This is a genomic window from Streptomyces sp. NPDC005866, assembly GCF_040629895.1.
In the GTDB taxonomy this organism is placed as follows: Bacteria; Actinomycetota; Actinomycetes; order Streptomycetales; family Streptomycetaceae; genus Streptomyces.
The window spans coordinates 80,199-106,382 of sequence record NZ_JBEXWP010000028.1 but is presented as its reverse complement, the minus strand read 5'-3'; the positions used below and the strand labels follow the sequence as shown (position 1 = coordinate 106,382).

General features: G+C 69.6%; 24 protein-coding genes, 5 tRNA genes and 2 pseudogenes. 15 read left to right on the top strand and 16 right to left on the bottom strand.

The features are described from left to right. Positions 1-131 precede the first annotated feature (131 nt). A complete protein-coding gene (gene ndgR, locus ABZ396_RS33155; RefSeq protein ID WP_089098541.1) occupies positions 132-848 on the top strand; it encodes an IclR family transcriptional regulator NdgR in 717 nt (238 codons plus the stop codon). 86 nt (positions 849-934) lie between these two features. Here ndgR and ABZ396_RS33150 read toward each other — a convergent pair whose 3' ends face one another. After that, complete coding sequence (locus ABZ396_RS33150; RefSeq protein WP_358922570.1) at positions 935-1,390, bottom strand: DUF4188 domain-containing protein; 456 nt, start codon at positions 1,388-1,390, stop codon at positions 935-937. Here ABZ396_RS33150 and ABZ396_RS33145 point away from each other — a divergent pair. Beyond that, positions 1,344-1,521 (top strand): annotated as a pseudogene (locus tag ABZ396_RS33145) (transcriptional regulator); the annotation flags it as partial. The gene ABZ396_RS33150 and the pseudogene ABZ396_RS33145 sit on opposite strands and share 47 nt — an antisense overlap. A 51-nt stretch (positions 1,522-1,572) precedes the next feature. On the opposite strand, the gene ABZ396_RS33140 reads toward ABZ396_RS33145, so the two are convergent. The 9 genes from ABZ396_RS33140 to ABZ396_RS33100 form a co-directional block, all read right to left on the bottom strand. Further along, positions 1,573-1,648: transfer RNA gene (locus ABZ396_RS33140), tRNA-Glu, on the bottom strand. A gap of 28 nt (positions 1,649-1,676) precedes the next feature. Then, positions 1,677-1,748, bottom strand: a tRNA-Gln gene (locus ABZ396_RS33135). A 20-nt stretch (positions 1,749-1,768) separates the two neighbouring features. Then, positions 1,769-1,841, bottom strand: a tRNA-Glu gene (locus ABZ396_RS33130). A 22-nt stretch (positions 1,842-1,863) separates the two neighbouring features. Beyond that, positions 1,864-1,936: transfer RNA gene (locus ABZ396_RS33125), tRNA-Glu, on the bottom strand. A 39-nt stretch (positions 1,937-1,975) separates the two neighbouring features. Continuing rightward, positions 1,976-2,047: transfer RNA gene (locus ABZ396_RS33120), tRNA-Gln, on the bottom strand. 91 nt (positions 2,048-2,138) lie between these two features. Next, positions 2,139-2,870 (bottom strand): HAD family hydrolase, encoded by a 732-nt coding sequence (locus tag ABZ396_RS33115; protein ID WP_358922568.1) that lies wholly within the window; start codon positions 2,868-2,870, stop codon positions 2,139-2,141. 78 nt (positions 2,871-2,948) lie between these two features. Then, a complete protein-coding gene (gene gltX / locus ABZ396_RS33110; RefSeq protein ID WP_358922566.1) occupies positions 2,949-4,433 on the bottom strand; it encodes a glutamate--tRNA ligase in 1,485 nt (494 codons plus the stop codon). Then, positions 4,426-5,211 (bottom strand): fumarylacetoacetate hydrolase family protein, encoded by a 786-nt coding sequence (locus ABZ396_RS33105; RefSeq protein ID WP_358922564.1) that lies wholly within the window; start codon positions 5,209-5,211, stop codon positions 4,426-4,428. Before ABZ396_RS33105 ends, gltX begins: the two co-directional genes overlap by 8 nt. 153 nt (positions 5,212-5,364) lie before the next feature. Next, positions 5,365-5,553, bottom strand: coding sequence for a hypothetical protein (locus ABZ396_RS33100; RefSeq protein ID WP_358922562.1), 189 nt, complete (start codon positions 5,551-5,553; stop codon positions 5,365-5,367). Between the two features lie 571 nt (positions 5,554-6,124). Between ABZ396_RS33100 and ABZ396_RS33095 the strand changes: the two genes are divergently transcribed. The 8 genes from ABZ396_RS33095 (at position 6,125) to ABZ396_RS33060 (ending at position 16,859) form a co-directional block, all read left to right on the top strand. After that, the gene (locus ABZ396_RS33095; RefSeq protein ID WP_358922560.1) at positions 6,125-10,030 is read left to right on the top strand and encodes a nitrate- and nitrite sensing domain-containing protein; all 3,906 of its coding nucleotides are present in this window, start codon (positions 6,125-6,127) and stop codon (positions 10,028-10,030) included. Between the two features lie 9 nt (positions 10,031-10,039). Continuing rightward, on the top strand, positions 10,040-10,453 hold the full coding sequence (locus ABZ396_RS33090) for a roadblock/LC7 domain-containing protein (protein ID WP_005479910.1): 414 nt from the start codon (positions 10,040-10,042) through the stop codon (positions 10,451-10,453). 110 nt (positions 10,454-10,563) lie between these two features. Then, positions 10,564-10,962 (top strand): DUF742 domain-containing protein, encoded by a 399-nt coding sequence (locus ABZ396_RS33085; protein ID WP_019058642.1) that lies wholly within the window; start codon positions 10,564-10,566, stop codon positions 10,960-10,962. Then, positions 10,943-11,518, top strand: coding sequence for an ATP/GTP-binding protein (locus ABZ396_RS33080; RefSeq protein ID WP_046729249.1), 576 nt, complete (start codon positions 10,943-10,945; stop codon positions 11,516-11,518). The genes ABZ396_RS33085 and ABZ396_RS33080 overlap by 20 nt, the downstream gene beginning before the upstream one ends. 381 nt (positions 11,519-11,899) lie before the next feature. Beyond that, on the top strand, positions 11,900-15,214 hold the full coding sequence (locus tag ABZ396_RS33075) for a nitrate- and nitrite sensing domain-containing protein (protein ID WP_358922557.1): 3,315 nt from the start codon (positions 11,900-11,902) through the stop codon (positions 15,212-15,214). Between the two features lie 10 nt (positions 15,215-15,224). After that, positions 15,225-15,638 carry a roadblock/LC7 domain-containing protein gene (locus ABZ396_RS33070; protein WP_033321188.1) on the top strand — a complete coding sequence of 138 codons (414 nt, stop codon included), beginning with the start codon at positions 15,225-15,227 and terminating at the stop codon, positions 15,636-15,638. A 95-nt stretch (positions 15,639-15,733) separates the two neighbouring features. Next, positions 15,734-16,297, top strand: a complete 564-nt coding sequence (locus ABZ396_RS33065; RefSeq protein WP_358922555.1) for a DUF742 domain-containing protein — start codon at positions 15,734-15,736, stop codon at positions 16,295-16,297. Then, on the top strand, positions 16,278-16,859 hold the full coding sequence (locus ABZ396_RS33060; protein WP_046729246.1) for an ATP/GTP-binding protein: 582 nt from the start codon (positions 16,278-16,280) through the stop codon (positions 16,857-16,859). Before ABZ396_RS33065 ends, ABZ396_RS33060 begins: the two co-directional genes overlap by 20 nt. 634 nt (positions 16,860-17,493) lie before the next feature. Here the strand turns inward: ABZ396_RS33060 and ABZ396_RS33055 are convergent. Both ABZ396_RS33055 and ABZ396_RS33050 read right to left on the bottom strand, forming a co-directional pair. Beyond that, positions 17,494-17,691: an acyl-CoA carboxylase subunit epsilon gene (locus tag ABZ396_RS33055; protein WP_089098553.1), complete on the bottom strand. Its 198-nt coding sequence runs from the start codon at positions 17,689-17,691 to the stop codon at positions 17,494-17,496. Between the two features lie 34 nt (positions 17,692-17,725). After that, positions 17,726-19,321 (bottom strand): acyl-CoA carboxylase subunit beta, encoded by a 1,596-nt coding sequence (locus ABZ396_RS33050; protein ID WP_358922552.1) that lies wholly within the window; start codon positions 19,319-19,321, stop codon positions 17,726-17,728. A 494-nt stretch (positions 19,322-19,815) separates the two neighbouring features. Between ABZ396_RS33050 and ABZ396_RS33045 the strand changes: the two genes are divergently transcribed. Continuing rightward, the gene (locus tag ABZ396_RS33045) at positions 19,816-20,415 is read left to right on the top strand and encodes a YceI family protein (protein ID WP_358922550.1); all 600 of its coding nucleotides are present in this window, start codon (positions 19,816-19,818) and stop codon (positions 20,413-20,415) included. A gap of 113 nt (positions 20,416-20,528) precedes the next feature. Here the strand turns inward: ABZ396_RS33045 and ABZ396_RS33040 are convergent, their stop codons facing one another. Continuing rightward, positions 20,529-21,212: a DUF899 family protein gene (locus tag ABZ396_RS33040; protein WP_358922549.1), complete on the bottom strand. Its 684-nt coding sequence runs from the start codon at positions 21,210-21,212 to the stop codon at positions 20,529-20,531. A gap of 198 nt (positions 21,213-21,410) precedes the next feature. On the opposite strand from ABZ396_RS33040, the gene ABZ396_RS33035 reads away from it, so the two are divergent. Further along, positions 21,411-21,905, top strand: coding sequence for a MarR family transcriptional regulator (locus ABZ396_RS33035; RefSeq protein WP_358922547.1), 495 nt, complete (start codon positions 21,411-21,413; stop codon positions 21,903-21,905). Further along, positions 21,902-22,360 carry a MarR family transcriptional regulator gene (locus ABZ396_RS33030; protein WP_358922545.1) on the top strand — a complete coding sequence of 153 codons (459 nt, stop codon included), beginning with the start codon at positions 21,902-21,904 and terminating at the stop codon, positions 22,358-22,360. Before ABZ396_RS33035 ends, ABZ396_RS33030 begins: the two co-directional genes overlap by 4 nt. 48 nt (positions 22,361-22,408) lie before the next feature. Here the strand turns inward: ABZ396_RS33030 and ABZ396_RS33025 are convergent, their stop codons facing one another. Next, entirely contained in the window at positions 22,409-22,822 is a 414-nt protein-coding gene (locus ABZ396_RS33025; protein ID WP_358922543.1) for an ATP-binding protein, read from the bottom strand. Positions 22,823-22,934: 112 nt separating this feature from the next. Between ABZ396_RS33025 and ABZ396_RS33020 the strand changes: the two are divergent. Both ABZ396_RS33020 and ABZ396_RS33015 read left to right on the top strand, forming a co-directional pair. Then, positions 22,935-23,755: pseudogene (locus ABZ396_RS33020) on the top strand (helix-turn-helix transcriptional regulator). Then, the gene (locus ABZ396_RS33015; protein WP_358922541.1) at positions 23,752-23,994 is read left to right on the top strand and encodes a DUF397 domain-containing protein; all 243 of its coding nucleotides are present in this window, start codon (positions 23,752-23,754) and stop codon (positions 23,992-23,994) included. The pseudogene ABZ396_RS33020 and the gene ABZ396_RS33015 overlap by 4 nt, the downstream one beginning before the upstream one ends. A gap of 11 nt (positions 23,995-24,005) precedes the next feature. On the opposite strand, the gene ABZ396_RS33010 is transcribed toward ABZ396_RS33015, so the two are convergent. After that, on the bottom strand, positions 24,006-24,377 hold the full coding sequence (locus ABZ396_RS33010; protein WP_358922539.1) for a nuclear transport factor 2 family protein: 372 nt from the start codon (positions 24,375-24,377) through the stop codon (positions 24,006-24,008). A gap of 421 nt (positions 24,378-24,798) precedes the next feature. Next, complete coding sequence (locus ABZ396_RS33005) at positions 24,799-26,157, bottom strand: hypothetical protein (protein ID WP_358922537.1); 1,359 nt, start codon at positions 26,155-26,157, stop codon at positions 24,799-24,801. Between the last annotated feature and the right edge of the window lie 27 nt (positions 26,158-26,184).

Here is a 26,184-nt window from a genome sequence, read left to right as displayed (position 1 = left end):
CCCCTGAAGTCGTGGTTCCGGGCTTCCGCCGCCGGGCCCGTTGGTCCGCGGGCCACTGTGTCTATCCAGAGTGGCGCGTTCCATCGAAAATTGAACTTGCGTTTCACAGAGTGAGACGTGAGTATCGTTGCATGGACAACAGTAGCGGCGTCGGCGTTCTGGACAAGGCGGCCCTTGTCCTGAGCGCTCTGGAGTCCGGTCCGGCCACCCTCGCGGGTCTGGTCGGGGCCACCGGACTGGCACGGCCCACGGCTCACCGGCTGGCCGTGGCCCTGGAACACCACCGCATGGTGGCACGCGACATGCAGGGCCGTTTCATTCTCGGCCCGCGACTCGCGGAACTGGCCGCGGCGGCCGGCGAGGACCGTCTGCTCGCGACGGCGGGCCCGGTGCTCACCCACCTCCGGGACATCACCGGCGAGAGCGCGCAGCTCTATCGCCGCCAGGGTGACATGCGTATCTGTGTGGCCGCGGCGGAACGTCTGTCCGGTCTTCGGGACACGGTGCCGGTCGGTTCGACGCTCACGATGAAGGCGGGTTCGTCGGCGCAGATCCTGATGGCCTGGGAGGAGCCGGAGCGCCTGCACCGCGGCCTCCAGGGCGCCCGCTTCACGGCGACGGCCCTGTCGGGTGTCCGCCGCCGCGGCTGGGCCCAGTCCATCGGCGAACGCGAGCCGGGCGTCGCGTCGGTGTCGGCGCCGGTGCGGGGACCTTCCAACCGTGTGGTGGCGGCCGTCTCGGTCTCCGGCCCCATCGAACGCCTCACCCGCCACCCCGGCCGTATGCACGCCCAGGCGGTCATCGACGCGGCGGCCCGCCTGTCGGAGGCCCTGCGCCGCACGGGCTGAGAGCCGCACCCGTCCGGGAGAGAGCCGGCCTCAACGCCGCGGCAGGCTCTTCCCGAGGGGACTGCAGAAACTCAGAGGCGCCGCACTCACGCCGGTCGATGAGCGAACCGGTCCTTCGCGTACCGTCCCCGCCGCTCCACCGGTACGACCCCGCTCGCCGCGCCCATTCCGAAGCGGGGCATGTCGAAGTAGACGGACTCGTACGAGCCCTCGGGCGCCACATACGCCTCGTGCCACAGCCCCACATGCCCGCGGAACTTCCCCGCGCGCTCCTTGCGGTTCACCATGCCCCACACCGCGTGATGGAACAGGTCGGGCGAGCTCGCGTACGCGTACAGCTTCTCCTTCGACTCCCGGTACTGGACGAAGCAGTAGGTCCGCGGCGACGCCGTCAGCGCCACGCGCCCCAGCAGCCCCCGGGCAGGGTCCCGTTCGAGCTCCCGCAGCATGCGGAACATCGACAGCGCGACCGGGAGCCACTGGTGGACCCCATTCCACGCGAAGTTGATGCACCAGGCGGCGATCGCCGACCTCGACTTCACGGAGACGCATCCGTCGGAGGAGGAGAAGGTGGAGGCAGCGGTGGCCGCCGCGGCCCTGGTGGAGCCGATGCTCGGCGCTGCACCGGCTGGCACAGGAGGAGGAGACGGCCCGCCGATACGGCTTCGAGTGAGCCGGCAGCGGGGACGACGAAGGCCCTCCGCCGAAGCGAAGGGCCTTCATGTGGTACCCCCGACCGGATTCGAACCGGCGCTACCGCCTTGAGAGGGCGGCGTGCTAGGCCGCTACACAACGGGGGCGTGGATCTTACGTTTCCGCAGATCCGAGCTGGTCTACCTGGACTCGAACCAAGACTAACTGAACCAGAATCAGTCGTGCTGCCAATTACACCATAGACCAATGTGGTTTAGACCAGTTCGTACCCCCGACCGGATTCGAACCGGCGCTACCGCCTTGAGAGGGCGGCGTGCTAGGCCGCTACACAACGGGGGCCCTAGCGATCCTTCGATCACCGTACCCCCGACCGGATTCGAACCGGCGCTACTGCCTTGAGAGGGCAGCGTGCTAGGCCGCTACACAACGGGGGCTTGCGGATATGATCCGCGCGTGCAGATGAGCTCTGCGAGCTGGCCTACCTGGACTCGAACCAAGACTAACTGAACCAGAATCAGTCGTGCTGCCAATTACACCATAGGCCACTGGAACGCAAGCCCCTGAGGGGATTTTGTTCTAGCTACGCTCCTCCGGTTCCGGCCTTTCGGCCCGTTCCCCGGCGGCGCAGGAAGAACATTACCTGAAGGTGGACGGGGCTCCAAAACGGGTATCGGCGCGGAGGATGGCGGGCAGTTCGGCGAGGGATGCGATCCGGTGCGGGCCGGCGGGGGCGTCGTCCCTGGTGGACGGTCCGTGGCGGTCGATCAACACCGACAGCAGCCCGGCGTCGGCGGCACCGCGCCCGTCGATCTCCGGGTGGTCACCGACGTACGCGACCTCGTGCGGGGCGAGTTCCAGCGCGGCGCAGGCCGCCAGGAAGGCGCCGGCCTCGGGCTTGGAGATGCCCAGTTCGGCGGCGCAGAGGACGGTCTCGAAGCGGTCGTGGACGCCGAGCGTGCGCAGCTTGTGCTCCTGGACGTGCAGGCTGGAGTTGGAGAGCACGGCGTGCCGGTGGCCGGCCGCGAGTGCGTCCAGGGCGGGCAGGACGTCCGGGAAGAGGGCCCAGCCGGTCTCGTAGTGCCTCCGGTACCGGCGGAACCATGCCTCGGCCTCGTCGTCGGTGAGCTCCTCGCCCAGGAACACCCGTACCCGGTCCCGCCGCTGTCCCTCGAAGCTGACCTCGCCCGCCGAGAACCGCGCCCACTGCTGGTCGGTGATCTCCCGCCACCGCACCAGGGCCGCCTCCGCGCTCTCCCAGCCGGCGAGCAGCCCCTCCGCCGCCAGATGCGCCCGCATGCCCTCCCGGTCGGCGGTCGTGTAGTCGAAGAGAGTGTCGTCCACGTCCCAGACCACGGCTCTGATCGTCATACCGCCGACGGTACCCGGTGGGTACGACGAAGGGGCGGCCCCGGGAGGAACCGGGACCGCCCCTCACGCGGGCGTGCCCTACGCGGTCAGCTTCGCCAGGGCCGCGTCGATCCGCGCCAGCGTCTTCTCCTTGCCCAGGACCTCCAGGGACTCGAAGAGCGGCAGGCCGACCGTGCGGCCGGTGACGGCCACCCGGACCGGGGCCTGGGCCTTGCCGAGCTTGAGGCCGTGGGCCTCGCCGGCGGCCAGGACGGCCTCCTTCAGGGACTCGGGGGAGGTCCAGTCGGCGGACTCCAGCTTCTCGCGGGCCGTGACCAGCAGGGCGTCGGAGCCCTCCTTCATCGCCTTGGTCCACGACGCCTCGTCGAAGACCGGCTCGGGCAGGAAGAGGAAGTCGACGTTGTCGGTGATCTCCGAGAGGACCTTCAGCCGGGTCTGGGCGTGCGGGGCGATCGCGTGCCACTTGGCCTCGTCGAAGTCCTCCGGGGCCCAGGGGGCGACGGGGGCCTTCAGCCAGGGGGCGCAGCGCTCCGTGAAGTCCTTCACATCCAGCATGCGGATGTGGTCGGCGTTGATCGCCTCGCACTTCTTCAGGTCGAAGCGGGCCGGGTTGGGGTTCACGTCGGAGATGTCGAAGGCGGCCACCATCTCCTCGATCGAGAAGATGTCCCGGTCCGCCGAGAACGACCAGCCGAGCAGGGAGAGGTAGTTGAGCAGGCCCTCGGGGAGGAAGCCGCGCTCGCGGTAGAGATTGAGCGAGGACTCCGGGTCGCGCTTGGAGAGCTTCTTGTTGCCCTCGCCCATGACGTACGGCAAGTGGCCGAAGGCCGGGGTCTGCTTGGCGATGCCCAACTCGGTCAGCGCCTTGTAGAGGGCGATCTGCCGGGGGGTTGAGGAGAGCAGGTCCTCGCCGCGCAGGACGTGGGTGATCTCCATCAGGGCGTCGTCGACCGGGTTGACGAGCGTGTACAGGGGCGCGCCGTTGGCCCGGACGATCCCGTAGTCCGGGACGTTCTCCGGGAGATAGGTGATGTCACCGCGGACCAGGTCCGTGAAGGTGATCGTCTCGTCGGGCATCCGGAAGCGGACGATCGGGGTGCGGCCCTGGGCCTTGTACTCCTCGACCTGCTCGGCGGTGAGGTCCCGGCAGTGACCGTCGTAGCCGGACGGCTTGCCGGCCGCGCGGGCGGCCTCGCGGCGGGTGTCCAGCTCCTCCTGGGAGCAGTAGCAGTGGTAGGCGTGACCGGCGTCGAGCAGCTTCTGGGCGACGTCCCGGTAGATGTCCATGCGCTGCGACTGGCGGTACGGCGCGTGCGGGCCGCCGACCTCGGGGCCCTCGTCCCAGTCGAAGCCCAGCCAGCGCATCGCGTCGAGCAGCTGCTGGTACGACTCCTCGGAGTCGCGGGCCGCGTCGGTGTCCTCGATGCGGAAGACCAGGGTGCCCTGGTGGTGCCGGGCGAACGCCCAGTTGAACAGGGCGGTGCGGACCAGGCCCACATGGGGGTTACCGGTCGGCGAGGGACAGAACCGTACTCGGACGGCGGGGTCGGGTGCGCTAGCCACGCTTGACAACCTTGTTGGTGAGAGTGCCGATGCCTTCGATGGTGACGGCGACCTGGTCGCCGACGTTGAGGGGGCCGACCCCTGCCGGGGTGCCGGTGAGGATCACGTCGCCGGGGAGCAGCGTCATGGCCTCGGTGATGTTGACGATCAGGTCCGCGATGGGGTGGATCATCTCGCTCGTACGGCCGAGCTGGCGCTGTTCGCCGTTGACCGTGAGCTGGATCGTCAGGTCGGACGCGGTGGCGAGGTCCAGATCCGTCTCCACCCAGGGGCCGAGCGGGCAGGAGGTGTCGAAGCCCTTGGCCCGGGCCCACTGCTTCTCGCGCTTCTGGACGTCGCGGGCGGTGACGTCGTTGGCGCAGGTGTAGCCGAGGATCACGTCCTGGGCGCGCTCGCGCGGGACCTCGCGGCACATACGGCCGATGACCACGGCCAGTTCGGCCTCGTGGTGGAGGTCCTGGGAGAACGAGGGGTACTGGATCTCGTCGCCGGGGCCGATCACCGAGGTGGACGGCTTGAAGAAGGCGAAGGGGGTGTCCGGGACCTCGTTGCCCAGCTCCCTGGCGTGCTCCGCGTAGTTGCGGCCGTAGGCGACGACCTTGCTGGGGAGCACCGGCGGGAGCAGCCGTACCTTGCTCAGCGGGACCTTCGTACCGGAGAGCTCGAAGTCCGTGAACGGAATGCCCTTGATGATGTCGAGGACGAGTTCGTCCTGCTTGTCGCCCTCGACGGCGCCGAAGGCGACGTTCCCGTCGATGGAGAACCTGGCGATGCGCACGGGATCCTTGCGCCCCTCACTGAGCCGACTGGAGTCTGACGCTCCAGGCTAACGCGGTGAGAGGTGGCCGCCGCGAAAACAACCCGGTGACCGGGTGAGTGAGTGGACGGCGGCCGTGGCCCTTACTACGCGCTGCTCGCTGCTCGCTGCCCGCTACTCGGCGACCGAGGCCGCCACCGGGATCTCCATGAGGATGGTGCGCCGCGGGTTGGCGGTCTGGGCGGGGAGGTCGAGGGAGTGCTCGGGGAGTTCGGGGGTCTGCAGTTCCTCGGCGTCCTTGAGGTGGGCGAGGGTGGTGCGCCGGGGGTTGGCTATGTTGCGGAACATCATCGTCGTCTTCACGGTTGTACTGACCCCGTCATGTATGGGTTGGCAGAGACTGCCCTCTTGTAAAGCGCCAGGCTAAACATCGAATTCCCGGCGCAAGCCGCCAAGAGACCTTGACCTGCGTGTGAGTTTGCTCACGAAGTCGAGGACGAAACGGTCATTCCCGACTGACAACTCACCGCAATGAAACGGACATTGGCGAACTGAACCTGCCATTCCGCTCCTGATCATCTCGACTGGGACACGCCTCACGCGCCCGCGACTGGCAGGGATACGCCCGGTATGTACGTGATCGACTTCGACGTCTCGTAACGTCTCACTCACACGCTGTCACGGAGGTCACAGCTCGGCCCACGGCCCTTGTTGGAGATCCGGCACTGTGCTGGAATTCCACGGACCGCCGCAGGATCGAGCCGGCGCGCAGGGGGCGCAACGCAGCGCCGGGTGGCGGCGAGACAGGGGGAACCAGCGCCGGTCACATTCACGACCAACAGGGGGCGCGCACTCAGAGCGCTCCCCCCGACAACGCCGACACCGTGTCTTTCCGTTCAGCGGAGGGGCGCCTGGTCCAGAGGTTGCGACGCTAGTGCAGGGACGTTTCAAGAGGGATGGCAGCGCTTCGGCGGAGCCGGAGGCGCACGGCGGGACCGACCGCGGTTCCTCGCCCCAGCACGCCCAGAACCCGGGGCCGGCCCCGGTCGGCGGTGGTGACGGCGGCGAGCGCCTCGGGCGCCACGCCGTGTCGGCGTCTTCGGCGACTTCGTCGACTTCGGGCCCCCAGCCGACCGCCGCGCCGGCGCCCACGATCAAACCCCCCAAGGGCCCGACCAACCCCGGCTCGCGCATAGCCCTGCGCAACTGGCGCATCTCCACGCGCCTGGTGTCGCTGCTCGCGCTCCCCGTGGTGGCGGCGACGACGCTGGGCGCGGTGCGCATCAACGACTCGCTCGACAGCATCCAGCAGCTCGACAACATGAAGCTGCTGACGGACATGACCAAGCAGGCCACCGAACTGGCCGCCATGCTCCAGGAGGAGCGCGACCAGACGGCCGGTCCGCTGGCGCACGGGCAGTCGATCAACAGCGTCACGGTCAAGGGCCGCGAGGACAAGACCGACCGCGCCCGCGAGAACTTCCTCAACGCCTCGCAGGAAATCGACACCGCGAGCAAGAACGGTCAGCTCCAGGGCGTCCGGGACAGCCTCGTCGGTCTGGCCGGCCAGCTCGACGACCTGGCGAAGATCCGCAAGGACGCCTATCAGCAGAAGCAGAACTCGACCCAGACGGTCGAGGCCTACCACCGGCTGATCACCCAGCTGATCGGCCTCTCGCAGGACATGGCGCAGGCGTCGAGCAACCCGGACATGATCCAGCGCACCCGCGCCCTGGCGGCGTTCTCCACCGCCAAGGAGTACGCGTCCGTACAGCGCGCCGTCATCGCCGCGGCCCTGCCCGCCAACAACACGTCCGCCGGCAACCTCTCCGAGAACGACCGGCTCTACGCCGAGTCGGCGCTGCAGAGCGAGACCTCCGAGCTGACGATCTTCCGCAACGTCTACGCCGGGAACGCGGCCGAGCTGCTGAAGCCGATCGACGAGAACAACCCGACGATCCAGTCCGCGAACACCTACGCCAAGCGCGCACTCGGCGCCCAGAACGGTCTGAACGAGCTCGCCAAGCGGTCCTACCTCGACTGGGTGGACGACAGCTCGACCAAGATCGGCCAGATGAAGAAGATCGAGCACACGCTGCTCGAGGACATGGAACAGAAGGCCCGCGAGCTGCGCTCCTCCTCCCAGCAGGAAGCGATCATCTCCGGTGCGCTGATCCTGCTCGTCCTCGGTGTGTCGCTGGTCGGCGCCTTCATCGTGGCCCGCTCCATGATCCGCTCGCTGCGCCGCCTCCAGGAGACCGCCACCAAGGTCGCCCAGGACCGCCTGCCCGAGCTGGTCAAGCAGCTGTCCGAGTCCGACCCGCAGGACGTCGACACGTCCGTGGAGTCGGTCGGTGTGCACTCCCGGGACGAGATCGGCCAGGTGGCCGCGGCCTTCGACGACGTGCACCGCGAGGCGGTCCGCCTCGCCGCCGAGCAGGCCCTCCTCCGGGGCAACGTCAACGCGATGTTCACCAACCTCTCGCGCCGCTCCCAGGGCCTCATCCAGCGTCAGCTCTCGCTCATCTCCGAACTGGAGTCCCGCGAGGCCGACCCGGACCAGCTGTCCTCCCTCTTCAAGCTCGACCACCTCGCGACGCGTATGCGCCGTAACGGTGAGAACCTCCTCGTCCTCGCCGGTGAGGAGCCCGGCCGCCGCTGGACCCGCCCGGTCCCGCTGGTCGACGTGCTCCGCGCCGCCGCGTCCGAGGTGGAGCAGTACGAGCGCATCGAGCTGGCCGCCGTACCGACCACCGAAGTGGCCGGCCGTGTGGTCAACGACCTCGTGCACCTGCTCGCCGAGCTGCTGGAGAACGCGACCTCCTTCTCCTCGCCGCAGACCAAGGTCAAGGTCACCGGTCACGCGCTGCCCGACGGCCGGGTGCTGATCGAGATCCACGACACCGGTATCGGCCTCTCCCCCGAGGACCTCGCCGCGATCAACGAGCGGCTCGCCTCGCCGCCCACCGTGGACGTCTCCGTCTCCCGCCGCATGGGCTTGTTCGTGGTCGGCCGGCTCTCGCAGCGGCACGGCATCCGCATCCAGCTGCGCCCGTCCGACTCCGGTGGTACGACCGCGCTGGTCATGCTCCCGGTCGACGTCGCCCAGGGCGGCAAGAAGCCCGCTCCCGGCAAGCCCGGCGCCCCGGCGTCGTCCGGCGGTCCGGCCGGCGCGGCCGCGGCCCGGCGGGGCGGTGCCGGCGGTTCGCTCGGCGCGGGTGCCACCGCCCCGGCCCTCGGCGGCGGTGCCGCCCCGGCCGGTGCGCGTGGTGGCGCCCCCGGTTCCGGCGGCCCCGCCGGTGGTGGACTGCTCGGCGCCGGTGCCGCTCCGCGCGGCCAGGTCGGCGCGGGCCAGGGTCCCCGGGCCGCGCTGCCCGGCGCGGGCCCGAACGGCGGCCGTCCCGGTGCGCCGGGCGGCGCGCGCGGCCCGCAGGGTCCGGCGGCTCCCCCGCAGGGCCGGCCCACCGGCGGTGCTGCGTTCGGCGACCAGGACGCGTTCGGCAACAGGCAGGACCCCTTCGGCGGTCAGGACGCCTTCAGCAACCGGCCCCCGGTCCCGCCGCAGCGCTCCGCCGCCCCCTCCGACCAGGGCCGTCAGCCCCAGCTGCCGCCGCGCGGTGGCCCGCGGGCCGCGCTGCCCGGCGGCAACCCGCAGCAGGGCAGGCCCAGCTGGAGCGACGACAACGCCCAGCCGCCGGTCTCCCGTGCCTCGCTGGACATCCCGCGCGGCCACGACGAGCAGGACCCGACCCGGACCGCGCCGATGCCGCGCATCGACGACCGGCAGGACCTGGGCGCCACCTCGCAGATGCCGGCGATCCCGCAGGGGCCGTCGTCCACCGGCGAGTTCCCGCGCCCGGACTTCAACCTGCCGAACGGCCCGCAGAACACCGGCTCGTTCCCCCGCCCGGGCATGAACGGACCGCAGGACACGGGTTCGTTCCCGCGTCCCGGCATGAACGGACCGCAGGACACCGGCTCGTTCCCGCGCCCTGGCACGAACGGCCGGCAGGACTCGGGGCAGTTCGTCCGCTCCGACGTCTTCGGCGGGCCGACCGGGCCGCAGGCCGGCTCCCAGAACACCGGCCACAACTCCGGTCAGTACGCCGCACCGCAGGCCTACGACAACGGCTCATCCGGCCAGTACGCCGCACCGTCCTACGACGGCAGCTCCACCGGCCAGCACTCCCTGCCCGGCCGCCAGAACGGCTTCGCGGGCAGCGGCCAGAGCGGCAACGGCCAGTACGGCACGGGCCAGTCCGAGCGTCCGCAGACCAACGGCCGCGGTATGGACTTCGGCGCTCCCCAGCGTCCGCCGGTCCCGCCGGCCCGTCAGGAGCCCGAGGCGCTGCCGCCGGCCAGCGGCCCCGGTGACGGTCGTACCCCGCTGTACGACACGCTGGAGACCAACTGGTTCCACGGCGGCCAGCAGGAACAGCAGCACCCGCAGAACAACGGCCACGGAAACGGCTCGGCGCCGGTCCCGCCCGTCCCCCAGCAGCCGCCGGCCCCCGCCGCCGCGGCCCCCCAGCGTCCCGCACAGGCAGCCTGGCGCGCCTCCCCGAACGACGACCTCGTCCGGCAGGCGGAGCGTGTACGGCAGCCGGCGGCGGGCGGTGTCACCACCTCCGGTCTGCCGCGCAGGGTGCCCCGGGCGAACCTCGTACCGGGCACGGCTCAGCAGCAACAGCACCACACCGGTCCGCAGGTCTCGCGTGCGCCTGATGACGTCCGTGGCCGGCTCACCAATCTCCGTCGGGGTATCGCGCAGGGACGGCAGGCCGGTACCGGCCCGCAGACCGGCAGCTTCCCGAGCCCCACTCACCAGCAGGAGCGTTAGTTGAGTCCGATGAGCCAGGCGGCACAGAACCTCAACTGGTTGATCACCAACTTCGTGGACAACACCCCCGGTGTGTCCCACACCGTCGTCGTATCCGCCGACGGTCTCCTTCTGGCGATGTCCGAAGGCTTCCCGCGTGACCGTGCCGACCAGCTGGCGGCCGTCGCGTCCGGGCTCACCTCATTGACGGCCGGGGCTTCCCGGATCTTCGAGGGCGGCGACGTGGCGCAGACGGTCGTGGAGATGGAGCGCGGCTTTCTCTTCCTGATGTCCGTCTCCGACGGCTCGTCCCTCGCGGTCCTGGCCCACCCGGAGTGCGACATCGGCCTCGTCGGCTACGAGATGGCGCTCCTGGTCGACCGCGCGGGCGCGGTGCTCACGCCCGACCTGCGCGCCGAACTGCAAGGCAGTCTGCTCCACTGACAGCCCGGATCCAACCCGCCTCACCAAATCACCGTCCGGCCGCCACAATCCCCCCACCGGCCACGTCCGACGGCACGACTGACCGACTTGCTGTCCCGCCCGGAGGAACGATGACCCCGCCCACCGCCTCTCATGATCCGTACGCGGAACCGTACGGGGACGAGGGCGACCAGCCACTGGTACGTCCTTACGCGATGACCGGCGGCCGGACCCGACCGCGCTATCAGCTCGCCATCGAGGCGCTGATCAGCACGACGGCCGATCCGGCAGCTCTCATGGGGCTGCTCCCGGAGCACCAGCGCATCTGCCACCTGTGCCGCGAGGTGAAGTCGGTGGCCGAGGTCTCGGCGCTGCTCGCCATGCCGCTCGGTGTGGCCCGGATCCTGGTGGCCGACCTCGCCGAGGCCGGCCTGGTCGCCATCCACCAGCCGGGCGGCGACGAGAACAACGGTGGCGCACCTGACGTGACGCTGCTCGAAAGGGTGCTCAGTGGACTTCGCAAGCTCTGACGGAGGGCGGGCCACCACCTCCGCGAAGATCGTGGTGGCCGGCGGCTTCGGCGTCGGCAAGACCACGTTCGTGGGAGCGGTCTCCGAGATCAACCCGCTGCGCACGGAGGCCGTGATGACGTCCGCTTCGGCGGGCATCGACGACCTGACCCACACCGGGGACAAGACCACCACCACGGTGGCGATGGACTTCGGCCGTATCACGCTCGACCAGGACCTGATCCTGTACCTGTTCGGCACACCGGGCCAGGACCGCTTCTGGTTCATGTGGGACGACCTGGTCCGAGGCGCGATCGGCGCCGTCGTCCTGGTGGACACCCGCCGGCTCGCCGACTGCTTCCCCGCGGTCGACTACTTCGAGAACAGCGGTCTGCCGTTCGTCATCGCCCTCAACGGCTTCGACGGGCACCAGCCCTACACGCCCGAGGAGGTGCGCGAGGCGCTGCAGATCGGCCCGGACGCGCCGATCATCACGACGGACGCCCGGCACCGCGCCGACGCGAAGAGCGCGCTGATCACCCTGGTGGAGCACGCCCTCATGGCACGGCTGCGGTAGCACCCAAGTCGTTCGACGCATACGGCAGTTGTCGTATGGAAACCGGTGTCGGCTGTGGCCTTTGACACGGTCGGCTCCGGTGTTCATAACGTTTCGGCAGAGGAATCGGGTCGTATCGCCACGCGTCGCGGTCACGCGGTACCGCTGCGCTCACAACAGCCCCGCCTTTTGGCGGGGCTCGCTCTTTATGACCGTTTTATGTGGGCCTTGCAACATCGCACTCCCCCGCTTTCCGCTGTTTGGAAGTGCGCAGGCCCCCATGCTGGAATGCCTGAACTGCCCAATAGTCAAAGACGTACTGAGTAGTGGTCGATGACACACCGGGCTCTGAGAGACTGCGGCACAACGATAGGTGCCCGCCGCCGAGAGGTTGTTGGTCGAGTGAGGCGAAGCAAGAACGGTCCCGAGCCGTCGGCACGGGGCAACTTCACCCCGCCGCCGCGCGCTGCGGCGCCCTCCCCTGTGCCAGCCGCGGAACCACCGGCCGCGCCCGCGAAGAGCGGCGGCCGTTTCTCCCCGCGCAACTGGCGAGTGCCGACCAGGCTGAACGCGATTCTGCTCATACCCGTGGCCGTCGGCCTGGTCATGGGCGGCTTCCAGGTGAAGAGCTCCATAGACACCTGGCAGGAGGCCCGGGACGCGGAGAACACCGCGCGCCTGGTCCGCGCCTCCCTCACGTATGCCGACGCCCTCTACACCGAGCGTGACGTCACCGCGGCGCCCCTGCTCAAGGGCTCGTTGCAGAACGCCACCGACAAGAAGACCGTCTCCGACGCGCGCTCCGCGACCGACCAGGCCGCCGACGCCTTCGACGCGGCCGCGCAGAACATGCCGCAGAAGGCCGGCCTGGAGCGCCGCCTGAAACTGTTCCGTGAGACCGAGCCCACCCTCACGAACCTGCGCGCCGCCGCGTACACCACCAAGCTCACCGGTGTGAAGACGGAAGAGGGGTACGTCGCGGTCGCCCACCCCCTGATGGAGTTCGCCAACGAGCTCGGTCTGGGCACCGGAAACATCACCTCCTACGGCCGCACCGTCTACGCCATCTCGCTCACCAAGGCGGCCCTGTCGCTGGAGCGCTCGATCGGCATGCACCTGCTGATCAAGCCCGGCCCTGACGCCGGCAACCTCGCCTCCCAGCGGGTCGCCCTCTCCTCGTACGCCTATCTCGAGGGGATCGCCGTCGAGGAGTACATCGGCGGTGGCACCGAGGCGGACGCACAGAGGCTGACCGACCTCCAGAAGAAGATCAAGGCCGACGGCGCGGCGCTGGTGCAGCAGGCCAAGGCCAAGGACCCGAACTACGTGGCCCCGCCGTCCAACCCCAGGACGATGGTCTCGGCGCTCGCGACGCTGGAGAACACGGACATCGCCACCCGCCAGGGGCTGGCCACCAAGGGCGTCACCGCCGAGAACTGGTGGGCGGTGAACACGCTCAAGTACAACGCCTACCGCCAGATCGAGTCGGGCATGGCCGACAAGGCGGTGAGCGAGGCGTCCGGCATCGCCGACGACGCCAAGACCTCCGCGTTCATCACCGGTGCCGCGGTCGTGGTCGCCCTGCTCGCCGCGTTCATCCTGGCCGGCATGGTGGCCCGCCAGATGTCCCGCTCGATGCGCCAGCTGCGCAACGCCGCCTTCGGCATCGCCGAGCAGCGTCTGCCGATGCTGGTCGACCAGCTCTCCCGCACCGACCCCGGCCGGGTCGACACCCGGGTGGCGCCGATCCCGATCACATCGACCGACGAGATCGGCGAAGTCGCCCGCGCCTTCGACCAGGTCCACCGCGAGGCCGTCCGGCTCGCCGCCGAGCAGGCCCTGCTGCGGGGCAACATCAACGCGATCTTCACCAACCTGTCGCGCCGCAACCAGTCGCTGATCGAGGGCCAGCTGACCCTGATCACCGACCTGGAGAACAACGAGGCCGACCCGGACCAGCTGGAGAACCTCTTCCGGCTGGACCACCTCGCGACCCGTATGCGCCGCAACGGCGAGAACCTCCTGGTCCTCGCCGGTGAGGAGCCCGGCCGCCGCTGGGACCAGCCGGTCCCGCTGGTCGACGTGCTGCGCGCCGCCTCCTCCGAGGTGGAGCAGTACGAGCGCGTCGAGCTCTCCGGCGTCCCGGAGGCCGAGATCCACGGCCGCGCGGTCACCGACCTCGTGCATCTGCTCGCCGAGCTCCTGGAGAACGCGACGACGTTCTCCTCGCCGCAGACCAAGGTCCGCGTCACCGCGACCCGTCTCCCCGACGGCCGCATCATGATCGAGATCCACGACAAGGGCATCGGCCTGACCGCCGAGGACTTCGCGGACATCAACCACAAGCTGGCGAACCCGCCGACCGTGGACGCCGCGATCTCCCAGCGCATGGGCCTGTTCGTGGTCGGCCGGCTCTCCGACCGGCACGGCATCCGGGTCCAGCTGCGCCCCTCCGGCGAGCAGGCCGGCACCACCTCGCTGGTCATGCTGCCGGACGCCATCACCCATGGTGGTGGCGGCGAACAGCTGCTGGAGCGCGAGGAGTTCACCGTCTCGCAGATCATCCCGGAGCAGCAGTTCCAGGTTGAGAACTTCAGCCAGCAGCAGCCGCTCCAGCCGATGCGTACGGCGGCCGAGCTCGGCTTCGACGACAGCCGCTACATGGACGTCCCCGACGACATCCGCGAGCTGGACCCCGTCGGCCGCTCACTGATGCGCGAGGAGCGCCGTGCGGCCCTGGAGGCCCAGGCGCAGCCCCCGCAGGGCACACAGAACCCGCAGAACCCGCAGGAGACCGCGGAGATACCCGCGTACGCCGACGAGTTCGACAGGGGTCAGCAGGGATACGAGACCAGCGGTACGGGCTTCCAGGAGCAGCCCACGGGCTTCGACGCCGGGCAGCGGTACCAGGAGCAGTCGCAGGGCGCGTACGACGGGCAGTACTACGCGCCGAACGGCGGCCTGCCGCAGAACGACACGTTCTCGTCCGACACCTTCGCCACCAGCGGCGGCTACCCGGAGCCCGCCTATCCGGAACCGGTCCAGGAGGAGCCCAGGGCCGCGCCCGCGGCCGCCTCCGACTCGTTCCCGGCGTTCGGGGAGCAGCCCTACCAGGACGACTGGCCGCAGCAGGGGCAGCAGCAGGACGGCTACCAGAACGGTTACCCGGCCCAGTACGCTCCGGAAGCGGAGTCGGCGCAGGCCGGTGACGTGGAGGAGCGGAACCGCGTAGGCTTCGTCCGTCCGGGAGCGACTCCCTCCGCCGGCCACCAGCTGACCGACGCCGGGCTGCCCCGCCGGGGATCCGTCACCGGCGGCACGGGCGGCCCGAACGGTGCGGGCCCCGCGCAGCAGGCTCCGGCCGCGGCCTCGGCCCCGGGGGCCTCGGCTCCGGAGTCCAACGGCGACAGCAGCTGGCGTTCGGCGAACGACGAGCGCTGGCAGCAGGCCTCGCAGCTGCGCAGGCCCAAGGCGGGCGGGGTCACCTCCTCCGGCCTGCCGAGGCGGGTACCCAAGGCCAACCTGGTCGAGGGAGCCGCCGAAAGCACCCATCAGGGAGGCCCACAGGTCTCCCGCGCCCCGGAGGACGTCAGGGGCAGGCTGAGCAACCTGCGTCGGGGCGTCCAGCGCGGACGCAACGCAGGCAGTGAAACGAACGGCCAGGCCACTAGGAATCAACACAGTGGTCCTGACAGCACCTACAACCAGGAGCGTTAGTGTGAGCCCGATGAGCCAGGCGGCACAGAACCTGAACTGGTTGATCACCAACTTCGTGGACAACACCCCGGGGGTGTCCCACACGGTGGTGGTCTCCGCCGACGGACTCCTTCTGGCGATGTCCGAAGGCTTCCCCCGTGACCGCGCCGACCAGCTCGCGGCCGTCGCCTCCGGTCTGACGTCTCTGACGGCAGGCGCCTCCCGGATTTTCGAGGGCGGCAGCGTGAACCAGACGGTTGTGGAGATGGAGCGGGGATTCTTGTTCATCATGTCCATTTCCGATGGGTCCTCGCTGGCCGTCCTGGCCCACCCGGAGGCCGACATCGGCCTGGTTGGGTACGAGATGGCCCTTTTGGTGGACCGAGCGGGCACTGTTCTTACCCCGGATCTGCGTGCGGAACTCCAGGGAAGCCTTCTCAACTAACAGTCAGACGGTGCGTTTTCGCGTCCCGGGGCCGTAAGGTTTCGGGACGCGGCTCCACACGGATGGGTGCCCGGCAGGTCGGAGGAGGAGAGAAAGTGGCAACACCCCCAGGCGGTTCGAATAACGGCAACTGGTCGTACGGTCCTGCGCAGGGCCGGGGCGACGGTTCCGCGAACCGGTACAACTTCCCCTCCACGCCGAGCCACCGGCAGCCGTACGCTCCGCAGGGCCCCGGCCCGTCGCCGTACGACCAGCCGCCGGCGCCGCGCATTCAGCCGGTACAGCCGCAGCGCCGTCCCGAGCCGGCGCCGGCGGCGAACAACCCCTTGGTGCGTCCGTACGCCATGACCGGTGGCCGGACCCGCCCGCGGTACCAGCTCGCCATCGAGGCGCTGGTGCACACCACCGCGCAGCCGCACCAGATGCAGGGCCAGTTGCCCGAGCATCAGCGGATCTGCAACCTCTGCCGGGAGATCAAGTCGGTGGCCGAAGTCTCGGCCCTCCTGTCGATCCCTCTCGGCGTGGCCAGGATCCTCGTCGCCGACTTGGCGGAGGCGGGCCTGGTCGCCATCCATCAGCCCGGCGGCGACGAGAACGCCGGTGGCCAGCCAGACGTGACTTTGCTCGAAAGGGTGCTCAGTGGACTTCGCAAGCTCTAGCGGAGGGCCTTCCCGCTCCACCACGTCCGCGAAGATCGTGGTGGCGGGCGGCTTCGGCGTGGGCAAGACCACGTTCGTCGGCGCCGTCTCGGAGATCAACCCGCTGCGCACAGAGGCCGTGATGACGTCCGCGTCTGCCGGCATCGACGACCTCACCCACACCGGGGACAAGACGACCACCACGGTCGCCATGGACTTCGGCCGCATCACCCTGGACCAGGACCTGATCCTGTACCTGTTCGGCACGCCCGGCCAGGACCGCTTCTGGTTCATGTGGGACGACCTTGTGCGCGGCGCGATCGGCGCGATCGTGCTGGTGGACACCCGCCGTCTCGCCGACTGCTTCCCCGCGGTCGACTACTTCGAGAACTCGGGTCTCCCCTTCGTCATCGCCCTCAACGGCTTCGACGGCAATCAGCCGTACAACCCGGAAGAGGTCCGCGAGGCGCTCCAGATCGGCCCCGACACCCCGATCATCACGACCGACGCCCGCCATCGCGCGGACGCCAAGTCGGCCCTGATCACCCTGGTGGAGCACGCGCTGATGGCCCGCCTGCGCTAGCGGTTCGCCGTACGAGGGGCTCTTTCCGTCCGGAGGGGGCCCTTTGTCATACCCCGCCGGCGCCGGATCCGCGCCCGCAACGCGGCGTGGAACGGCAGTTCGCGGAGTTCGCGGAGTTCGCGGAGTTCGCGGAGTTCGCGGAGGCCGTGGTCAACGGCATGTGCGACGCGTCGCCGCCACCGACCTGTCGGACGAGCCGACCCTGGCGGAGGTGATCCGCCGGGCGACCAGGGCAGTACGGCCCCCCGTTCGGCATCGGCGAGGCGGAAGACCGCCTGTACGAGGTGCTGTTCGCGGAGTGCGCCGAATGCTACGCGGGTCCTGGCGAAGCTGCCGGACAGATCCCTCTTCGCGCCCCAGGGCACGGACCGGCTGTCCGGTGCATACGTCAACCTGCCGGCGAGCGGCGACGAGAGCGGAACCCGACTCGCTCGCCGTTCCCTGCCATTCCTGCGGCCCGAGACGATCCTCTGGAAGGAGGGCCGGGGCGAGGCGCCTCTGGGAGGGCCTGGCGGGTGCTGCTGCGCGGGGAGGCCGGCTCCGGGAAGACGGCGCTTCTGCGCAAGTGCGGAGCACACTGCGGCCCCGCCCTCCCGGAGGGAGAAGCGGGGCCGGGGTGACATTGCCGTCGGGCTCAGTGCCAGCTGTGCGGGGCGCGGAAGCCGTTCTCGCGCTCCAGGCGCCGCCAGCCGGCCTTCGCGCGGCCTCGGTGGGTCTGCTCGGTGTCGGCGGTCGGCCGGGCGGCCGCGCGGGCCAGGAGGACCGCCGTTATGGCGGCGACTTCCTCCGGGTCAGCGTTGCCCTTCTCCACGCGAATGTCAGGGACGTTCATGGATTCAGTCTCCGTGAGAGAGGTTTCCGCAGGATTACTGCGGGGGGTTGCCGTGCTTACGCGACGGCAGGTCGGCGTGCTTGGTGTGCAGCATCGCCAGGGACTTGGCGAGCACCTCGCGGGTCTCGGCCGGGTCGATGACGTCGTCGACCAGGCCGCGTTCGGCCGCGTAGTAGGGGTGCATGAGCTCGGCCTTGTACTCCTTGACCATCTTCTGCCGCATGGCCTCGGGGTCCTCGGCCGCGGCGATCTGCCGACGGAAGATCACGTTGGCCGCCCCTTCCGCGCCCATCACGGCGATCTCGTTCGTCGGCCAGGCGTAGGTGAGGTCGGCGCCGATCGACTGGGAGTCCATCACGATGTAGGCACCTCCGTACGCCTTGCGCAGGATCAGCGAAATCCTCGGCACGGTCGCGTTGCAGTAGGCGTAGAGGAGCTTCGCGCCGTGGCGGATGATCCCGCCGTGTTCCTGGTCGACACCGGGGAGGAAGCCCGGTACGTCCAGGAAGGTGACGATCGGAACATTGAAAGCGTCACACATCTGGACAAAGCGCGCAGCTTTTTCGCTCGCCTCGATGTCCAGGACGCCTGCCAGCACCTGCGGTTGGTTGGCGATGACGCCCACGACCTGGCCGTCGATCCGGGCCAGCGCGCAGATGATGTTCCGCGCCCAGCGCTCGTGGACCTCCAGGTACTCGCCGTCGTCGACGATCTCCTCGATCACCTTGGTCATGTCGTACGGCCGGTTGCCGTCGGCCGGGACCAGGTCCAGGAGGACGTCGCTGCGGCGGTCGACGGGGTCCGTGGAGTCGACGTGGGGCGGGTTCTCACGGTTGTTCTGCGGCAGGAGCGAGAGGAGGTAGCGGACCTCCGCGATACAGGTCTCCTCGTCGTCGTACGCGAAGTGGCAGACGCCGGAGGTCTCCGCGTGCACGTCGGCGCCGCCGAGTCCGTTCTGGGTGATCTCCTCGCCGGTGACCGCCTTGACGACGTCCGGGCCGGTGATGAACATCTGCGAGGTCTCGCGGACCATGAAGACGAAGTCGGTGAGGGCGGGGCTGTAGGCCGCGCCGCCCGCGCAGGGGCCGAGCATCACGCTGATCTGCGGGATGACGCCCGAGGCCTTGGTGTTGCGCTGGAAGATGCCGCCGTAGCCGGCGAGGGCGGAGACACCCTCCTGGATACGGGCGCCGGCGCCGTCGTTCAGCGACACCAGCGGGGCGCCGGCCGCGATGGCCATGTCCATGATCTTGTGGATCTTGGTGGCATGGGCCTCGCCCAGCGCGCCGCCGAAGATCCGGAAGTCATGGGCGTAGACGAAGACGGTACGGCCCTCGACCGTGCCCCAGCCGGTGATGACGCCGTCGCTGTAGGGCTTCTTGGCCTCGAGGCCGAAGCCGACCGCGCGGTGCCGGCGCAGCTGCTCGACCTCCTGGAAGGAACCCGGGTCCAGGAGCAGCTCGATGCGCTCCCGGGCCGTCAGCTTGCCCTTGGCGTGCTGCGCCTCGGTCGCCTTCTCGCTGGGCCCCGCCACGGCCGCCGCACGGATCTCGTGCAGCTCGGCGACCCGCCCGCGCGCGTCCGTCGGTTCGCCGGTGGGCTCGCCCGTCGTCTCTTCCAAAACGGTCATGTAGCGACCTTACGAAGGACACCAAGGATTGCGAGACGTCGACTCCGTACAGTCTCCGACCCGTTTTCCTGGAACCACTGAACAGAACCAGAAGAGCATGCAGCCGTTCCGACTGCTCAGAGGGCTGTGCCGTTGTAGGAGTGCCACAAAGGCTACGCCTGAGACGCGCCTCACATTCACGGGTGGCCCATACCACCCCCGGAGTGATGGGGGCCCCGGACGGCGGCCCGGGGCCCTCCAGCGTCCCCACCCCTGCCCGTCCGCATCAGACCCTAACCCCACCCTCGCCACACCTGCCGCCGCGTCGCGAGACAGGCCCGGCGAGGTTACGCTGCGTAATGGTCGCGCAACACGGACGGATGATGTTGAAGGTTGTACGGAATAGGGCTACGGTGGGGATTGTTGAGTTCGTTGAACGTTAAACATCAACGGTCCGGCCTTCGGTGTCCACCGCTCCGAGGCCGCGACCCGTCCGTCCCCCCAAGGAGCACGTCATGGGCATCTTCGGCCGCAAGAACGACGACACCGCCACCACCGCCGGCGCCACCGCCGACACGGCCACGCTGACCGGCGACTACACGATCGACCCGGCGCACACCACGCTCGGCTTCGTGGCCCGGCACGCGATGGTCACCAACGTCAAGGGAAACTTCCGGGAGTTCGAGGGCACGCTGCACCTGGACGGCGAGGACCCGGCGAAGTCCACTGCCTCGCTCGACATCACGATGGACAGCATCACCACGGGCAGCCCCGACCGTGACGGTCACCTGAAGTCGGCGGACTTCTTCAAGACGGACGAGTTCCCGACGATGACCTTCCGCTCCACCGAGGCGGAGGCCCTCGGCGGCGACGACTACCGCATCACCGGCGACCTCACGATCCTCGGCGTCACCAAGCCGGTCACCATCGACCTGGAGTTCAACGGCGCCGCCAAGGACCCGTTCGGCAACGAGCGCGTCGGCTTCGAGGGCAAGGCCGAGATCAAGCGCTCCGACTGGGGCGTGACCTGGAACGCGTCGCTGGAGACCGGTGGTGTCCTGGTCTCCGACAAGATCAAGCTGAACTTCGACATCTCGGCGATCAAGAACGCGTGAGCCCGCGGCGCCGAACCGCCGGCCCCGCCCGCACCGCGCACGCCCGCTGAGCACCCGCCCTCCACTCCCCTGAGGGCGGGCGCTCGGCCGTCTCCGGGTGTCCTGCGCGTGTCCTAGTAGTCGATGGTCGGGTACCAGTCGCCGCGCCCCCGCGGGGTGAGGTCGAGTAGGTGCCAGACGGGCGTCAGCAGGTCGATACCGCGCTCCTGGATGTCCTCGGCCATACGAAGATGGGCCGAGTAGGTGTGCCGGACAGTGCCGTCGCCGTCGCGGGTGAAGACGGAGACCGTGGAGTCCTGCGCGCCGTCCTCGTCCTTGCTCCCGAGGTCGTACTTGAACGTGCTGTCACCACAGCTGAGCAGCCGCAACCGGTGCCAGCCGCGGTCGCGGGCGTACTTCCGGAGGGTGGGCGGGTCGGCGGCCGCGGCGATGACGAAGTCCGAGTTCTGGGCCATGTGGTGGGCGATACCGTTGTACCCGTCGATCCACATCGTGCACATCGGACAGGCACTTCGCTGAAGCTTGCCGTACATGAAGTGGTAGACGACCAGCGGCCGTTCGGGACCGGTGAACAAGCCGCTCAACGCGACCTCGCGAACCGGTGAGTCACCGGCGTCGAGATCGCCGGGTCCTTCGAGAAAGACGTAGTCGTCGACGGCCGGCCCCTGCGGGAGCGCCCGCCGCAGCGCCGCGACCTCCTCCCGGCGCCGCATCAGCTCGATCTCGGCCAGCCGCAGCTCCTCACGGGCACCGAGGTACTCCTCGGACTCCCCGGCCAGCCTGGTCTGCCGCACCATCGCGTCCTCCTGGGGTGGGGTCCCCCGCCAGGTCCCCAAGTCCAGGACGGCAGGGTCGATCACTCCCGTCGTGAGGGGGGTGAATGCGGAACTTCGGGAAGTACGTTGCCGACACGATCCACGGTGACGTCCGCACGCGCCGTCGCACCCACCGGAAAATAGTAGCCATGGACATAGTAGCCATGTACTCTATCTGCCATGAGCAAGGTTTCACCGGGGCCCACGCCCGGCTTCCTGGTATGGCGGCTCGCCAACAAGTGGCGCGTCGCGGTCGATCGCGCGGTGGCTCCGCTGGGTCTCACACACGCGCAGTACGCACTGGTCGCGTCGCTGCTCGGTATGCAGCGCACCGGCGAGCGGCCCAGCCAGCGCCAACTCGCCGACCACACCGGCCTGGAGGCGCTGTACGTCTCGAAGCTGGCGCGCGCCCTGGAGTCGGCCGGTCTGATCGAGCGCACCCGCGATCCCCGCGACCCGCGCGCCGTGCAGCTCGCGCTCACCGAGCAGGGCCAGACCATCACGCGGCAGGCCATCACGACAGTCCAGGAACTGCTTCAGCAGTTGCTGGAGCCGCTCGGCGGCCTTGACGCCCCGCGGACGCGCACGTTCATCGACGAGCTGGCGACCCTGCTCGACGCACCTCTCACTCCATCCGTACCAAACGACGAGAGCACTCAGGGGGCAACATCATGACTACCACTGCATCCTCCACCACCGAACCCGTCGCCGGCGCCCGCACCCTGGCCCTGGCCCACTACGCCGCCCGCGGCGTCCTGGAGCACGTCCTGGCCCGACACGGCATCACGTTCCAGCAGCAGGTCGCCCTGCGCGCCGCCCTCACTGCCGACGCCCCGCAGACGCAGGACGAACTTGTCACCCAGGTCCAGGACTCCCTCAAGGCCGCTCCGGCCGACATCCGCGCCACCCTCGACGAACTGCTGGCCAAAGAGCTGCTCGTCGCTGACGGCGCGCACCTTCGCGCCACAGATGCAGGGCGCGATCTGATGGCTGCCGTCGCCGCGGAGACCGCCCCCGTCAGCGCCCACGTCTGGGGCGGGATACCCGCCGAGGACCTGGCCGTCGCCGGCCGCGTCCTCGCCCTGGTCACCGAGCGCGCGAACGCGGAGCTTGCGGCGCTGACCGCCTGACCACCCAACCAGACCCGATCAGTGAAATGCGCGGGCGTGGCATCGGCTTCAAGCAACACCCCTCACCGCGAACTCGCACCACACCACCTTCCCCGGCTCCCGCTCCCCCACCCCCCACTTGTCCGCGAGCAGGCTGATCAGCAGCAGGCCCCGGCCGTGTTCCGACTCCGGTGACATGTCGCCGTAGCGGAGCTCGCCCGGGCCGCTGTCGTGGACCTCGGTGCGGAGGACTCCGTCGGGGTGCAGGGTTAGCCGGAGGCGGAAGCCGCGGCCCGGGGGTACGCCGTGGAGCACGGCGTTGGTGGTCAGTTCGCTCACGCAGAGCAGTACGTCGTCCGCGCGCGGGCCGACCTCCCAGTCGGCCAGGGCCGTGCGCGTGAAGTCGCGGGCCACGCCGACGGATCTGCGGTCCCGGCGGTAGAACGCCTCGCGGATGTGGGGGTGTTGGGGTTCCGGATTCATGAGGCGAGTGTCACCGTGAGTGACTATCATGGATCAGTGAGTGAGGTCGTAGTTCTGACTTCTACGGGTCCACTACGAGCGGTTCGGGGGCGCGCGGGGGAAGGGCACACACATGCACGTGGCGAGGAAGCCCAAGAAGGTCGGTTCGTGGCACGCGGTCGGAGCGCTCGTCGCCCACTACCGCAAACAAGCGCGGCTGACACAGGAGCACTTCGCCGAACTCGCGAACCTGCATGTCGACACGGTGGGCTCCATCGAGCAGGGGCGACTCGCCCTCCAGCCGGATCGGGCGGAGCAGTTCGACGAACTGCTGGGTACCGGTGGGGCGTTGGCCGTGCTCGTGGCGAAGATGCCGGTGCGGGAGCGGATCTTCAGTTCGCGCAGGGGCTGGTCGACCATGAGCAGGAGGCGGTGAGTGTTCTCTCGTACCAGAGTCAGGTGGTTCCCGGGCTCCTCCAGACCAGGGACTACTGCCGTGCCGTGTTCGGCTATCGATATCCGGCGATCGGCAGCGAGACCGCTGAGCAGTGGGTGAACGCCCGTATGGAGCGGCAGTTGATCTGGCAGCGGGACCGGCCGCCCGTGGGCCATTTCGTGCTGGAGGAGAGTGTGCTGCGGCGGGAGGTCGGCGCCCCGGAGGTGATGCGGGGGCAGATCCGCCAGATCCTGGAGTACACCGAGCCGGTCCACATGAGCTTTCAGATCATGCCTGAGGAGCGGACACCGCACGCGTGCCTCGACGGCCCCATGGTGCTGTTGGAGACACCGGAGTTCGAGCGCCTGGTCTACCTGGAGGTGCAGCGCGCCAGCTTCCTGGTCGAGGACCCCGACGAGGTCAGCGATTACCACCTCCAGTATGGAATGCTGCGGTCACAGGCCCTCTCTCCCGACGAGAGCGTGCGCCTCTTGAATGGACTGCTTGGAGAGTCATGAAGACCGCAGCACTGACATGGTTCAAGTCCAGCTACAGCGGCAGCCAGGGCGGCGACTGCGTCGAGGTTGCACACAACTGGCGCAAGTCCAGCTACAGCGGTAGCGAGAGCGGCAACTGCGTAGAGGTAGCCGCCCACCCCGCCGCCATCCACATCCGTGACTCCAAGAACGTCGATGGCGCCACTCTCACCGTCTCCCCCACCGCCTGGACCGCCTTCCTCGGGCATACGGCCACATGACCGCCACCTGACTAGGAACTCGCGGCCCGCCAGGCCGGTGGGTCGAAGGGATCGGCGAAGTACTGCGTCTCGTGCACCACGTGCAGGTCGGCGAATTCCATGATGCTCACCGAGAAGGAGGGCACACCGTCGTAGGTGATGACGCATTCACTCACCCACAGATCCGCGTGACCGGTGATCCGCTGGACGGTGAAGTGCCGCTCGGCCGGGTGCCCGCCGCGTTGCGCCGAGATCGTCTCGCGTCCCCGCAACCGCTCACCCGACTGCGGGTAGTCCAGGATCGCGTCCGTGGCGTAGATGGCGTGCTCGGCTTCGGTGTCCCCGCGTTCCGAGGCCCGCCAGTGCTCCTCGATCGCGGCTCTGGTCAGGGAGTCCTCGTCCATGGCACCGCCCTTCTGTCGCGGTGACAGCCTAGGCAGTCCGGGCCGCAGCCGGGCCGGAGGCCGGACGGACGGACGTGGGCTGATATCTCCTTCCTTTGGCGGGACGCCTGGCTGGCCGAGGCGTTCGGGGCGTTGAGCGAGACCGAGCGGGGGGTGCTGTCGCTCGCGGCCTCCGTGATGGAGCGGCTGGCGGATCCGGAGTAGGGCCTGTCGTTTGGATCAGGTCGCAGAAAAGGGACAGTGCCGAAGCAGCGCTGGTGAGCGGGGTCTGGTGCGCGCAGCTGCAAGGCGGAGGAGGGAGTCGACGCGGTGGGGGCACCCCCGGCCGAAGGCTGGGGGACGTCGGCGAGTGACGACAACGCCGCAGATGCGCGTGCCAGACCCCGCATCCTGCGGCATGATCCAAACGACAGGTCCAAGGTCAGAAACCTCCGCCGAAGTCCCCGCTGTCGCCGCCCCCGCCGCCGAAGTCCCCGCCGCCGCCGAAGTCGCCGAAGTCCCCGGGGTCGAAGTCGGCGCCCGACAGGTCGCCCCCCTGGTAGCCGCCGGCGTCGAAGTCGCCGTACCCGGTGCCGTAGTCGGCCGCGTAGGCGGGGGCGGACATCCAGCCGCCCAGGGCAGTGCCGAGGAGGAGGCCGGGGAGGAGGCCGCCGCCGAAGTAGCCGCCCGCCCAGGGGCCGTAGGCCGGGCCCGCGTCCCAGTAGGGGCGGCGGCCGTGGTCGGTGTCGACCTCGCGGATCACCGGGTCGCGGCCGTCGGCGAGGCGGGTGGCGTCGGCCGCGCAGACCGGGACCTCGCGGGGCGAGCCGCCGGGCGGCGTCCAGGTGGCGTCCGTGACCGAGGGGCCGTGCCGGGGGTCGAAGAAGCACGGCGGCCGGCGTTCCGGGAGCGGGCGGCCCTGGCGACGGGCGGCCAGCTGGGCCAGGGAGAACCGGCCGTCCTCCAGGGCCTGGGTGACCGTGCGTACGTCCTCCGGTCTGCGCGCGTCGGCCATGGACTGCTTCGCCTGGTCGTAGGCGTTCAGCGCGCGCTCGTAGTCCGCGCGCATGGCGTCGTCGGCGCCCGCCTCGGCGGGGTGGAAGTCGAGACGGTCCAGTTCTTCGCCGAACGCGGTGATGTCCTCGTCCACGACCACCCGGAGCCGGTCCAGGGCGGCCCGCTGCTCCTCCTCGTGGCGCCGGCGGTTGCGGCGGACCAGGGCGTACGCGCCCGCCCCGCCGGCCACGACGACCACTCCGATCGCGATCAGCGCCGTACTGGAGACCCCCGAGCCGCCCGCGCTGCCGCCGCCCCAGGTCGAGGGCGCCTTGCCGCCCATGTTGGCCAGGGCGCGGTCGGTGAAGTCGGTCAGCTGGGCCCCCGCGGTCTCGCCCTGGACGCTGGTGACCAGGTTCCGCACGGCCGTCCTGGGGAGCACCGAGGAGTCGGCGCGGGCGTCGAAGCGGTCGCCGAGCCGGACGGCGTACAGGCCGGTGATGCCGGTGGCGGTGCGCAGGTCCGTGAAGAGGTTCTGGGTGGGGTAGCCGGCCGGCAGGACGGCGATGAACAGGGGTTTGTTCGCGTCCTTGATCTGGCGGGCCAGCTTGTCGGCCTGGGACCTGGACAGCTGGCCGGCGGCCGCCGGGTCGACGTACACCGGGCTCTTGCGGAGTGCGTCGGCGATCGTCGAGACACCGGTGGCCGCCGAGGCCCGCGGGGCGAGCACCGTCAGGGCGATCAGCGCCAGGGCCAGCAGCAGGCCTGGGAGGCTTCGGGTCCGGGTCCGCAGCACGGCCTTCATGCTTCGAAACTTACCCGAAACCCCCCA